This window comes from Psychrobacter sp. 28M-43 (assembly GCF_014770435.1).
Lineage (GTDB): Bacteria > Pseudomonadota > Gammaproteobacteria > Pseudomonadales > Moraxellaceae > Psychrobacter.
On the sequence record NZ_CP061739.1, the window covers coordinates 3,076,674 to 3,089,619 of the forward strand.

Below are 12,946 nucleotides of genomic sequence, written 5' to 3' on the forward strand. Positions count from 1 at the left end.
ACCATGATGGCTAAACTATAATAGCTAAAGAATAGTAGCTACAAAGTGATGGCTGAGCATAAAAAAGGCAGATTATACAATTGATAATCTACCTTCTACTAAATTAAATATTCACTTCACGTTTATCGCCTACTCACACATTCCACTCTACAAAGTTCTTGAGCAGTTGCAAGCCAGCAGTATGGCTCTTTTCTGGATGGAACTGGGTGGCAAATAGATTGTCTTGGATCACACTGGCACAGAACGGTTGACCATAGTCACATACCGCCGCTACTTGTGAGCTATCGGCAGGCTCACAGTAATAACTATGCACAAAGTAAAAATGCGCGTTGTCTTCGATACCGTGCCATAGCGGATGGTCAAAATCCATATCGCTAATGGTATTCCAGCCCATATGCGGTACTTTTATCGTTGCACCCTGCTTGTCTTTCCACGTAGGGTCAAACGCTTCTACAGTGCCGTTTAAGATGCCCAAACAGTCCGTGCCACCATTTTCAGCTGACTGCTCAAACAATGCCTGCATGCCCACACAGATGGCCATAACGGGCTTGTTAAACACTGCATGACGTATCACTTCATCAATGCCCGCCTCTTGCATGCCAGCGATACAATCACGCATCGCACCCACACCAGGGAAAACGATTTTATCAGCCGCCGCCACGACTTTTGGATCATTGGTGATAGAGACTTCTGCCCCGACTACCGATAGGGCCTTGCTAGCAGAGTGCAGGTTGCCCATACCATAATCTAATAGTGCTACTTTAGTCATCGATTGGTTCTCATTTTTAAATATTTTGACTACTGTACTATTTATATTATTGACCATTTATATTGTTGGCTATTACTAAGGTGTAGATAAGGTTTTGCTACAAGGAAGTCAAGCGCAGGCTGTACAACCAGTACGCTAAGCTTGACTGACACCGTAGAAGAGCCTTAAATGCGCCTTAGAAAGCCTCTTTGGTCGATGGCAAGGTGTTTAGCGCACGCTCATCATATTCACAGGCCATACGTAATGCACGAGCAAAGGCTTTAAAGGTTGATTCGATCTGATGATGGCTGTTTTTGCCTTTTAGATTATCCAAATGCACAGTCATCCATGAGTGATTGACGAACCCGTAAAAGAACTCACTGAACAAATCAACATCAAAACGGCCGACGTGCGAGCGTGTAAATGGGATATCCATGTGTAGACCAGGACGCCCTGACAGATCGACGACAGCACGGGTCAATGACTCATCTAGCGGCGCATAAAAATGCCCATAACGACGAATGCCTTTTTTGTCACCCAATGCTTTGTTAAATGCTTGGCCAAGCGTAATGCCAGTGTCTTCGACGCTATGATGGTCATCAATAAACGTATCACCGGTACATTTGATGTCTAGGTCAAACAAACCGTGACGCTTGATTTGATCAATCATATGATCCAAAAATGGCACACCTGTGTCTACCGTGCCTTTACCTGTACCATCTAAATTAACGGTACAAGTGATTTGCGTTTCGGCAGTGATACGCTCAACGGTCGCGATACGTTCAGGGCGACCATATAGATTTACGTTTTTTGACTCAGTTTGCTCAGGTGTGGCAGCAGTCGTCGTTGCATTGGCTGTCATGGCTACTCTCTATCAGTTTTTATCAGTGAAAAGCGGTCAATAAATAAGGAAAAAACCTGCCCAAAATATTTTACTAGTGTCTGGGACAGACCTTAGCAGAAAATGATATATACAAAAGATATCAACATATTAGGGCTGATACATACTAAATATTATATAGCCTCATCATAGCAAACCCTAACATTTACTGCCACGACCAAGCGGTAAACCACGCACAAAATCACCTCATTCTGCTAAAATAGTGTGTTCAGTATTATCAATCATGACTCGCGCTGACTTTGAAGACCCTTACTTACGGCACTACACGCTATGACATTGTGCTGTCTCATATTGCTAATTTATACTATAGAAACCCTCTATTTATAGGAACTGCTATGCCTTTAGAAGCGATCGCCATTAATAGTTTGGATGCGCCACTTATCAAAAAACCTGCTCGCGACAATGAGCTAGCAGAGCGTTTGCAGGCGTTGTACGATAGTGATGATGCGCAGCCTGACGGTATCGAGGTATTAAATATCGTTGAGCAAGGGTTTAAACGTGGACAGTACCTGTATGTTGGGATGTTCAATGATAAGCCTATCGCTGCGGTCGCCTGCTTTGATGACGGGCAGACCAATGCTAAGCGTCTACAATATCTCACTGTGCATCCAGAGAATCGTAAACGTGCTATCGATGCTAAGTTTATTAAACTGGTCTATGATTGCGAAGTTAGAAAAGGCGTACGTGAATTTGTCCCCGCGGACGCCGATATTCACCGTATCATGAGTGAGTACGAACTGTTGCGTGTAAAAGACTAAACTGAGCGCTAAAATGGTTAATTTTGCCAATATCTAATTATTTATCGTCTTTTATCAGATATAATGCAAAAACAGCTTGACAGAAGCGCGTATATTTAGTTTAATAGCGACCTCAACGAAGACGGCTCGATAGCTCAGTAGGTAGAGCAACGGATTGAAAATCCGTGTGTCGGCAGTTCGATCCTGCCTCGAGCCACCATTCGTTAATAGAATTCTAAAAAGCCCTGAACAGCAATGTTTGGGGCTTTTTTTATGTTTAAATTTTACCCTACTCTTTAGCGTTCATTCTATTCATGCGTCGCTCTTATTTGTAGAGCCGACCACTATTCGTAAAAACGACAACTATTCGTACAACCGACCACGTAGTAGTAAATTACAGCGCTCACGCGAATCCAAGTCGTATATAGTTGCGCGGTAATCAATACCGTGACGCCCCTCAAAGAATATCACTCGGTCGCCTACTGCCAAAAAACAAGACGTACGCGCATCATAGATAAAGCCATCTATCACAAATGCCAAATCGCGATCTATCTCGCGTACCGTATAAGTCTCCCCTTGCGGAATCAAACGTTCAAACCACGCGCTGTGGGCAGCCGTAGTAGCTAGTATGCTTGTCGTTAACAATAGCCATGCCACCAGTGTATTTTTGGGCAATAGCAAGCGGCTCGGCTTCTTGACACTTATCTTATTTCTCAACATAGTATCTCTCGTGGCATTGCGTTCATCATATTTGTAGCCTTCATATGTCTCGCATCTGACTTTACCATAACAATTTCTACTTAACGCTCTTAATGCTAAATACCTACTGTCACGGTTGCATAACATTTTTGTGCTTTTATCTAAACAGCTTGGCTAAGTATACTCAATAACCATATACGAATAGATAAGAATAATAGGTCATAGATATGAGAGAGTTTGATTACGACTTGGATTATAAGAGTTTGGATTTGCGCGCTCAGCCTGAGTTGTACCGTGTTGGTCGCGGTGAGCAAGGCGTGTTACTGGTAGAGCCTTATAAGTCTGAGATTTTACCCCATTGGCGCTTTGCGACTCCTGACATCGCCCGCGAAAGTAGTGAAGCTATCTATCAGATGTTTTTAGATTACTTGGCTGACGATGACTTCGTCGGTGCAGATATGGCGCGCAAATTTATCCAAATGGGCTATACCCGTGCTCGTCGTTATGCCAATCACAAAGGTGGCAAAAAATATAAAGGCGCGGTACCTGATGATAAAAAAGGTCAAAGCGGCGCCCATGGCCGCGAAGAACTGCCACGACAAGAGGAAGATCCAGTCAAAGCAGAATCTGCACGGATCTTTAAAGTTAAATGGGATGAATGCCGCGAGAACGAAGATTATTTAAGAATGAAGAAAGAGCATCGTGAACGCTATAAAGATGTCGAATAGTTGCTAATACTCAAGATATTAAGCACAACAAGTAACTAAATTGACTGGTCTCGAAATACTACTGTGCTAAGGTATGGCCAATATAATAAATATAACGATTTTTAATAGTGAGGAACAATGAATAAGCAGCTTTTAATTTTTGATTTTGATGGAACACTCATTGATAGCGTACCCGACTTGGCCGACGCAACTAACGCCATGCTAACCACATTGGGCAAAGACACCTACCCTATCGAGACGATACGCAATTGGATAGGAAATGGTTCGCGACTGCTCGTAGAGCGCGCGTTGGTTGGCAAGGTAGAAGTAGCAGAAGGTGAGCTAACAGTCGAGGAAGCCGATCACGCAGAGCAAATATTTTTTGAGGCTTATAAGAATCTTAGTGGCAGCAAAACCGTTGCCTATCCAGATGTTGATGACGGACTCAAAAAACTGCACGCAGCTGGCTATACACTTGCTTTAGTCACCAACAAGCCCATTCGCTTTGTACCGAAAATATTACAGTCATTTGGCTGGCAAGACTTATTTAGTGAAGTGATGGGCGGTGACAGTTTACCTGTCAAAAAACCAGACCCAACGCCCCTACTGCATGTCTGTGAGACTCTCAATGTCAGTGTCGAGCAGTCAGTGATGATTGGGGACTCTAGGAACGATATGTTGGCTGGACAGAACGCCAATATGGACACGCTCGGCCTGTCTTATGGCTACAACTATGGGCAAGATATTCGCGAATTAAATCCGACTGAGGCATTTGACCACTTTGCTGACTTGGTTGCTTGGATTATGAAAGATAAAGGCTAGTCTATAAAGAACCTATCAAATCATCATGATGTAACTTGCTCAAACATAGGTTACGCTTTGCTGCGATAGCTCAGCGCCTCAGATACGTGGGCGCTGTTGATATCGGTACTGTTAGCCAAATCAGCGATTGTACGTGCGACTCGTAACACTCGGTGGTAGCCACGCGCGGACAAATTCAAACGCTGCTGAGCAAGTTGCAGTAACTGCTTTTCATTGTCGCCTAGCTGGATATACTCATCGATTTCGCTAGGGCTAAGCTCATTATTAACCTTTTGCTGGCGCTGCATTTGATGCTGATGCGCGACCACTACCCGATCCCGTACTTGCTTGGAGGTTTCACCTACCTGACTATTTTGCAGATCGGCAATCGGTAATGCAGGTACGGTGATATGCAAATCAATACGATCTAAGAGAGGCCCAGATAATTTGTCTTGATAGCGTTTGATCTGCTCAGGTCGACAGTGACAACGTCCTGATGTATCGCCATCATAGCCACATGGGCAAGGATTCATCGCAGCGACCAGTTGAAAATTCGCCGGAAAAGTCATTTGAGAGTTAGCGCGGCTAATAGTAATTTGCTTAGCTTCTAGCGGCTGACGCAATACTTCCAGTACGCTTCGATCAAACTCAGGTAACTCATCTAGAAATAACACGCCTTTATTAGCTAGCGTAATCTCCCCCGGTTTTGGCCGTGAACCACCACCGACCAACGCCACAGCAGATATCGTATGATGCACTTGTCTGAACGGCCGCGTCCCATAATCGTAGTCGCTGTCTGCCACCGAGTAGGTACTGGCAACCTCTAGCGCATCTTCATCACTCAAGTCTGGCAATATCGTTGGCAATCGTGATGCCATAAGCGTCTTACCAGAACCCGGTGGCCCTGTAAATAACAATGAATGACCACCCGCAGCGGCAATCTCTAACGCGCGTCTGGCATGGTGCTGTCCCTTGACATCAGCTAAATCCACTTGATAGCCAACATGCTGCTGTGCAGGACTAGGCTGTACCACTGACAAACTCTCATAGCTTGCACTTGGGTTAACGAGTGACTGCAGATGATCGCAAACCGCTTTTAGACTCTGAGCAGCTAGTATCGTTACGCCATCAACGCGGCTGGCCTCACGACCATTATCAATCGGTACGATCAGTTGCGGTGTTATCGGCGGCGAGGTATCCGAGTTATTTTGCTCTTGGTCACTCGCTGCTACTAACTTCGACAATGCTAATGCCAACTTCTCAGCTTTGATTGCTCGTGCGACTGCCAAACTACCAGTTACTTGTCGCAATTGACCATTGAGCGCTAATTCGCCAATAAACTCATATCCTGATAGCACCTCTGGCTCAAGCTGTCCGCTTGCTGCCAGTATACCGATAGCAATTGGTAAGTCTAAACGCGCCCCATCTTTAGGTAAATCAGCAGGAGCTAAATTGATTGTGAGGCGGCGGTTAGGAAACTGGAAACCTGAATTGAGAATGGCGGAGCGTACCCTGTCCTTACTCTCACGCACGGCGGCCTCAGGTAGCCCAACGATGGTCAATGCAGGCAGTCCTTGCGATAGATGCACTTCAATGATGACCTTGGGAGCATGCAGACCAACCACCGAACGGGTATAGACTTGGGCAAACGACATCAGCATCTTCCTAATACAGAGTGTCATTGATAATAAAGTATTATTTATCAACGCGCAAATGTCGTGTTTTATTGTTGGTATAGAGAGAATCACCAAAACCTCAGCGTCGTTCTGGGGTTTTTTATGTATAAATAACGCTCTATTTCAATAGTTAAGAATACTCACTGACCACCCCACTGCTAATAAGGATTTGTTATACTATCTACTATACATTTAGCGATACATACTGCTGCCGATGACGTATTCAAATTTTATTATCGATCATTCATAAAATTTGAAAATAAACACCACATCCGAAATCATTTTTAATCCAAAAACCAGCAGTATCTAGAGTAAAGACGAGGAATATCGCATGACAGACTATTCAGAACAGAATACTCAGCAGCCCTACAACCGTGCGGACGAGCCGCCCACGACTGTGCGCCCTGTTATGCAACCTGACAACCCTTATGCCAGTACACGTGGCAGTATTACTAGCAAGCAGCTACCAGCATTTGATGAAGCAATTATCAATAAGTACAATCGCTCAGGGCCACGTTATACCTCTTATCCGACTGCTTTAGAATTTACTCCAATACCGGATAGCTTCGAGAATATCGGTCTTGAGACAAAAATCCTACAGAATCGTGAAGCGCGTGCTCCCTTATCGCTATATTTTCATATTCCGTTTTGTCGCCACCTTTGCTACTACTGTGCTTGTAATAAGATTATTACCAAAAAAAATAGTGATTCTGGTGATTACTTGCAGTATTTAATTACTGAAATTACGCATAAGCGCCGTTTGTTATCTACGCCAGAAGGCAGCGACAAACCATTGGTCAAACAGCTACATTTGGGCGGTGGTACACCAACGTTTTTGCATGACGAAGAGATGGTGCAGTTATGGGAGTTTTTACAGACTCAGTTTGAATTTTTGCCAGAAGATGATGGTGACTACTCTATCGAAATTGATCCTCGTGAGCTGAGTGAAAACACCTTACAGATATTGCGTAATCTCGGTTTCAATCGTATCAGCTTAGGCGTGCAAGATTTAGATGAAACGGTGCAAATCGCTGTTAATCGTGTGCATTCAGCAGAGCTTATTGAAAGCGTGCTAACAGAAGCACGTGAGCTTGGTTTTCGCTCTATCAATATTGATTTGATTTATGGTTTGCCGCATCAAACACCTGATACGTTGGACAAAACTGTAAATCGTATCATCGAGATGTCACCAGACCGCCTGTCAGTCTTTAACTATGCGCATTTGCCTGAGCGATTTAAGGCCCAACGTCAGATAAAAGATGAAGACTTGCCCAGCCCAGCTGCCAAACTGACGATGCTCGGCAATACTATCAACACATTGACCGAAGCTGGCTATCAATATATCGGTATCGATCATTTTGCCAAACCGGATGACGAGTTGGCTATTGCCCAGCGCGAAGGTAAATTACATCGTAATTTTCAGGGTTACACCATCATGGGTGATTGTGACTTATTAGGCTTTGGTGTCTCATCAATCAGTCAGATTTCTAATGCCAATACGCGCTATATTTTGCAAAACGATACTAATCTACAGAGCTATCAAGCCAAGATTGATATGGCGAAAATCAATCCAACTGTCATGCCTGCGGTAAAGTACATAAAAACCTCTATCAAAGACCGCTTGCGTGAATACGTCATCATGAACCTACTGTGTCATGATTACCTCGATTTTAAAGATGTGAATCAAAAGTTTGGTATCGATGCCATCACCTACTTTATTAATGAGATACAGCAGTTAGGCGCTATGCAAGACGACAGGCTGATAGATATGGATGCAGCAGGTATTCGCGTCTTACCCAGAGGTCGCTTGCTTGGCCGTAACGTCGCCATGGTATTTGATGAATACTTAGAAAAGAAACACCAAAACCGCTTTTCAAAAGTTATCTAAGTTAGCGAGTCATTCCTCAATTATTAAACATAAAAAAGACCTCAAGCGAGGTCTTTTTTTATTATTGCTGTGGCTTTTTAAACTTTTAATTTATCACCGACCATACCTTTTACGGTACTTAAAATATCTGCTGGTAGTACCACCATTTTGGAGTTATCGGACTCAGCCAACTCTCGTATCGCTTTGATATACTGCTCACCCAGCAAGTATACGATCGGCATCTCTTCCTCTCCCATCGCGCTAGTAATCAAACGAATCGACTCTTCAGAACCTCTGGCTAGTACCACCTGCGCTTCAGCATCACGGCGTGACGCTTCCAGGCGACCATCCGCTTCTAAGATAGCAGCTTGCTTTTGACCATCAGCACGGGTCACGGTTGCACGGCGTAAACGCTCTGCCGCTGCTTGCTCTTCCATGGATGCTTGCATGGTCTGCGAAGGATTAATATCTTGAATCTCTACTGTCTTAAGGGTAATACCCCAATCCGCGATATCTTCTGAAATCGCATGTTTTAGCTTGGTTTTGATCTCGTCGCGACTAGACAATGCACTATCAAGATCCATTTCACCAATAATCGAACGTAGCGATGTTTGCACCAGATTACGAATACCGTACTCATAATCTTCGATGCCATAGACCGCTTTATCAGGACGCACGATATTAATATAAGCGACAGCGTTTGCAATAATAACGACGTTGTCACGAGTAATGACTTCTTGTGACGGAATATCAAGTACGATGTCCTTGGTCGTTACCTTATAAGCCACATCATCTACATAAGGGATGATGAGGTTGAGTCCAGGCTCTAGCGTTTGGCTATATTTGCCCAGTCGCTGCACAACCCATTTATAACCTTGCGGTACAATACGTACGCCTTTAAATACGGTGAATACCACCAGTGCAATCAATACCACCATGACAATACTAAAGCTTTCCATAACTCATCCCTTATTATTATACCTGCATACTTTTATGCATCGCTGCCTGCGCTTTTGTACTGCTCACAATCAGCTCATTACCCACGATATCTGTCACGACCACTCTATCGCCGATTGCCACCTGCTCCCCTCTCGTACGGCACATCCATTCAGCCGCACCAACGATAGGAACACTAAATCTAACCGTGCCAGCTTTATCTAGCTGCGGTGACACGATAATCATGCCGACCTCACCAACTATGACACTACCGCCTAGCCCAGCTTTGGTACGATCTACTGACAACGGTTTGATAAACTTGAACCAAGCCAGCAAAAACACAGCTGAGAGCACTAACCAGACAATAATCTGAACAGAGACAGAAATAGGCAGCAGCCATGATAGCGCTGCTACGATGATGGCGGCGGCACCAAACCACAGACTGGCAAACGTCGGTACAAACATTTCAACTATTAATAATAAGAAGCCTAATACTAACCAATGCCAAGGTTCAATCATCCAAAGTATCTCCATCCTTGCCACCATTCCTATCTTTATCAATCCAGTTTTTAATGTAGCACATTTTTAAGGATAACAACGCTTTAACGATAATGATATATTACTTATTGGATGCTTATAAATTACCGTCCTAAAAGCTTCTGCATAAATTTTAAGCAAAAAAAACGACCACTTAAAGTGATCGTTTCTTTATTATAGCTGTTTAGCTAAAAGCTTATTTTCTAAGTGCTTAGAATTTTAGCTGTGCGCCAACAGTCATAAGATCTGTATCATCGCCTAGCATATCGTATTCAGCTTCAACACTGAAGTCAGAGTTTACTGCATAACCAAGACCTACACCGCCAGCAAGGTTGGTATCATCTTTTGAACCGTCGTATAAACCTAAAGTAGTATTAGATGCTTCTACTTCAGTTTTTGCAACACCTAGCTTACCTTTTGCGTACAAGCCGCTATTTGGGAATGCATAACGGTAAGTACCATAAGCGCCGTATGTCTTAGCATCGATGTCACCGCCTCTATAGTCAGCATCATCTGAACCTACATATTCTGCTTCTACACCGAAATTAGGATCAAAGTTATAACCAGCAGTCACACCATATGCAGTTGGGTCATCAGCACCATCGATATCTAGATCGAACTGACCAACTTTAGCAGCAACGTATGGCTGACCTGTGTAGCCATTGCCATAGTTAACAGCGGCTTGTGCGCCTACAGAAAGTAAAGAACCAGTTGCTAGTGCAAGTATTGTTTTTTGTAAAGTTTTCATTATTAGCTCCTTGAAAGAAATTTGGACAAACAAGTTATTTATTTATATTGGCCTTGTGGCCCTATCGCCTTGTCTGCTAACGATGAATACATAGTAACAAACTATTTCAGACACTCTGTCAGTGTTTAATGGTACGAAAGTTAAGATTTGAAAGTGTTTATCAGTGTGTGGGTTACAAAGGCTTAGATATGAAACCTTTTGTTACATCCACTCAGTTTATGCAATAATCCGTACTCATTTCACAGTTTTCTTGCTAGATAAGTCAGCTAAACATGGCTGATATAACAATAATTAGAGAGAGAAAATGCAAAATTCTATCACTGAGCGTGTGCAAAGCGCACTTGCAGACTTAAAAGCAAAGCAGCAGTATCGTCAATTACCAAACTTGCAGCACGATGGACGATACGTCGTTAGTGCAGGTAAGGCTTTACTCAATATTGCGAGTAACGACTATCTTGGCTTAGGTGGTGATACTGAGCTGCAAGCTGAATTTCTAGCTCAAGTGGGACAGCTATCTACTACGCACACTCCTAAAATGAGTGCCACTTCCTCACGCCTACTCACAGGCAACGATATGCAGTTAGAAGCTCTAGAAGAGGAACTGCAAAACTGGTATCACAGTGTCATAGAGAAACAGAGTTTAACCGATTCAAAGTCGGTGCTGGTGTTGAACAGTGGCTATCACGCCAACCTAGGTATCTTGCCAGCATTGACAGCTTTGCCAGTCAAGACACTCGTTTTGGCTGATAAGCTAGTACATGCCAGCATTATCGATGGGATGCGCTTGAGCCAAAGTAAACTTGTCACCTATCGTCGTTACCGTCATAACGATTACGAACATTTGGCCAAGTTTATTGAACAAGCAGACGAGACGGTTGAACGCATCATTATTGTCACCGAGAGTATATTTAGTATGGATGGTGACCGTGCTGACTTGCCTCAACTAGTACAATTAAAATCCAAAGATGCTCGTATTGAGCTGTATGTCGATGAAGCACACGCTGTTGGAGTGCTTGGCGATACAGGTTTAGGATTGGCGGAAGAAACGCAGACCTTGGCGGATATTGATTATTTGGTGGGTACCTTTGGTAAAGCATTTGCTTCAATGGGTGCTTATATAATGTGTGATAAAGTCGTCAAACAGTGGCTGATCAATGCCATGCGTCCACTGATTTTTAGTACTGCACTCCCTCCTATCAATCACGCATGGACACGATTTATCTTAGCAAAAATGCCGACCTTAACTGACCAACGTGCGCATCTAGCACAGCTATCTACCACGCTTAGTCAAGCCATCGACCCACGACACCGTGTATCGCCAACTGTAGAAGATATAGATTATCAGTCTCCTATCATTCCTTATATATTAGGCGATAATGCGAGTACCCTTGCCAAAGCACAACAGTTACAAGCCGCTGGATTTTACGCGCTGCCTATCAGGCCACCTACTGTGCCTGCAAACACTGCTCGCATTCGTTTAGTTATGAATGCCAAACTGACTAACGAAGACTGCGAGCGATTGATACAGCAGTTGTAACCTTATCGTTTGACACAAACTTTACTCCTACTATTGATAGATAACTGGCGCACTTGGACATAATAAAGCCTATGACAACATTCGACACAGCTGACGACCTCAGTGTTAGAAAACAAACCATCGCTCGCCACTTTGCTAATGCAAGCGATTATGACCAGCATGCCAGTATCCAGCAAACCGTTTGTCAGTACTTATTAGACAGTATTGCTCATACCAAGCAAAGTAGTGTGCTAGAAGTGGGTGCAGGTACAGGTCAAATGACGCGCCTACTCGCTGATCATATTCAAGGCCAGTACTGGCTCATCAATGAGTTATGTAGTGAGCAGACTGCTACATTGCAATCAATACTGCCGACTGCTGAGATCATTATCGGCGATGCTGAAACGATAGATTTAGCAGAAAATCATAGCTTGATAGTTAGTGCCAATGCCGTGCAGTGGTTTGATAATCCATTGAGTTTCGTCACGCAATCAGCGCAGCGTCTACAATCTGGAGGCCAGCTAGTCTTTAGTACTTTTACGCCAAATAACTTTTTACAAATTAAGACTCTCACTGGCCAAGGACTTCACTACCCAGATATTGACGAATGGCAATTGGCATTAGATAGTGCTGGCTTTGAGAATATTGAACTCTTAATTCGGCGCTTTGATTTACCATTTCCTACCCCCTACGCTATCTTAAAGCATATGAAACTCACCGGCGTATCGACCAATCAAACGCAAGTTAAATCAGAAGATACTCAAACCTTTGTATGGACAAAGTCGCGTTTACAGCAATTTGAGTCAGACTATTGGCAACATTTTTCAGAAGTGGACGAAACAGGACAGCTCATGGTTAATTTAACCTATGAAGTGCTCATAATAAGTGCGTTTAAACCATAAGCACATAACTTATTAATAGAAACAATAGTTAGCAGAAACAGTAGCCGATAGGAAAAACAGCCATAAAAAAACGCACCCCAAAGGATGCGTTTTTTAATTTAACTAGTTATCGATTTGTATCGACTATACCATTTTCAAAAACTTGAGTAGCAAGGAAAACGAGCGTAAGTA

General features: G+C 43.5%; 13 protein-coding genes and 1 tRNA gene. 7 read left to right on the forward strand and 7 right to left on the reverse strand.

Annotated features, from left to right (window positions below; genetic code table 11):
- Nucleotides 1-133: 133 nt before the first annotated feature.
- Together hisH and hisB are read right to left on the reverse strand one after the other, a co-directional pair.
- Nucleotides 134-769 carry an imidazole glycerol phosphate synthase subunit HisH gene (hisH, locus tag IEE84_RS12880; protein WP_191114425.1) on the reverse strand — a complete coding sequence of 212 codons (636 nt, stop codon included), beginning with the start codon at nt 767-769 and terminating at the stop codon, nt 134-136.
- 175 nt (nt 770-944) lie between these two features.
- Nucleotides 945-1,610, reverse strand: a complete 666-nt coding sequence (gene hisB, locus IEE84_RS12885; protein ID WP_220455963.1) for an imidazoleglycerol-phosphate dehydratase HisB — start codon at nt 1,608-1,610, stop codon at nt 945-947.
- A gap of 374 nt (nt 1,611-1,984) precedes the next feature.
- On the opposite strand from hisB, the gene IEE84_RS12890 reads away from it, so the two are divergent.
- Together IEE84_RS12890 and IEE84_RS12895 are read left to right on the forward strand one after the other, a co-directional pair.
- The gene (locus IEE84_RS12890; RefSeq protein WP_165597781.1) at nt 1,985-2,407 is read left to right on the forward strand and encodes a hypothetical protein; all 423 of its coding nucleotides are present in this window, start codon (nt 1,985-1,987) and stop codon (nt 2,405-2,407) included.
- 123 nt (nt 2,408-2,530) lie between these two features.
- Nucleotides 2,531-2,606, forward strand: a tRNA-Phe gene (locus IEE84_RS12895).
- A gap of 143 nt (nt 2,607-2,749) precedes the next feature.
- Here IEE84_RS12895 and IEE84_RS12900 read toward each other — a convergent pair.
- On the reverse strand, nt 2,750-3,106 hold the full coding sequence (locus tag IEE84_RS12900; protein ID WP_191114426.1) for a hypothetical protein: 357 nt from the start codon (nt 3,104-3,106) through the stop codon (nt 2,750-2,752).
- Nucleotides 3,107-3,312: 206 nt separating this feature from the next.
- Between IEE84_RS12900 and IEE84_RS12905 the strand changes: the two genes are divergently transcribed.
- On the forward strand, nt 3,313-3,813 hold the full coding sequence (locus tag IEE84_RS12905) for a DUF4385 domain-containing protein (protein ID WP_165597783.1): 501 nt from the start codon (nt 3,313-3,315) through the stop codon (nt 3,811-3,813).
- A gap of 117 nt (nt 3,814-3,930) precedes the next feature.
- On the forward strand, nt 3,931-4,614 hold the full coding sequence (locus tag IEE84_RS12910; RefSeq protein ID WP_191114427.1) for a phosphoglycolate phosphatase: 684 nt from the start codon (nt 3,931-3,933) through the stop codon (nt 4,612-4,614).
- A gap of 50 nt (nt 4,615-4,664) precedes the next feature.
- On the opposite strand, the gene IEE84_RS12915 is transcribed toward IEE84_RS12910, so the two are convergent.
- Nucleotides 4,665-6,248 (reverse strand): YifB family Mg chelatase-like AAA ATPase, encoded by a 1,584-nt coding sequence (locus IEE84_RS12915; protein ID WP_191114428.1) that lies wholly within the window; start codon nt 6,246-6,248, stop codon nt 4,665-4,667.
- Nucleotides 6,249-6,678: 430 nt separating this feature from the next.
- Between IEE84_RS12915 and hemN the strand changes: the two genes are divergently transcribed.
- Nucleotides 6,679-8,157 carry an oxygen-independent coproporphyrinogen III oxidase gene (gene hemN, locus IEE84_RS12920; protein WP_416383500.1) on the forward strand — a complete coding sequence of 493 codons (1,479 nt, stop codon included), beginning with the start codon at nt 6,679-6,681 and terminating at the stop codon, nt 8,155-8,157.
- Nucleotides 8,158-8,234: 77 nt separating this feature from the next.
- On the opposite strand, the gene IEE84_RS12925 is transcribed toward hemN, so the two are convergent.
- The 3 genes from IEE84_RS12925 to IEE84_RS12935 form a co-directional block, all read right to left on the reverse strand.
- The gene (locus IEE84_RS12925; protein ID WP_057762202.1) at nt 8,235-9,095 is read right to left on the reverse strand and encodes an SPFH domain-containing protein; all 861 of its coding nucleotides are present in this window, start codon (nt 9,093-9,095) and stop codon (nt 8,235-8,237) included.
- 16 nt (nt 9,096-9,111) lie between these two features.
- Nucleotides 9,112-9,591 (reverse strand): NfeD family protein, encoded by a 480-nt coding sequence (locus tag IEE84_RS12930; protein WP_057762204.1) that lies wholly within the window; start codon nt 9,589-9,591, stop codon nt 9,112-9,114.
- Between the two features lie 229 nt (nt 9,592-9,820).
- The gene (locus IEE84_RS12935; RefSeq protein ID WP_057762208.1) at nt 9,821-10,357 is read right to left on the reverse strand and encodes a porin family protein; all 537 of its coding nucleotides are present in this window, start codon (nt 10,355-10,357) and stop codon (nt 9,821-9,823) included.
- A 304-nt stretch (nt 10,358-10,661) separates the two neighbouring features.
- Here IEE84_RS12935 and IEE84_RS12940 point away from each other — a divergent pair, with 304 nt between their 5' ends.
- Nucleotides 10,662-11,894, forward strand: coding sequence for an 8-amino-7-oxononanoate synthase (locus IEE84_RS12940; protein ID WP_191114430.1), 1,233 nt, complete (start codon nt 10,662-10,664; stop codon nt 11,892-11,894).
- 71 nt (nt 11,895-11,965) lie between these two features.
- Nucleotides 11,966-12,775: a methyltransferase domain-containing protein gene (locus IEE84_RS12945; protein ID WP_191114431.1), complete on the forward strand. Its 810-nt coding sequence runs from the start codon at nt 11,966-11,968 to the stop codon at nt 12,773-12,775.
- The last annotated feature ends 171 nt before the right edge of the window (nt 12,776-12,946 follow it).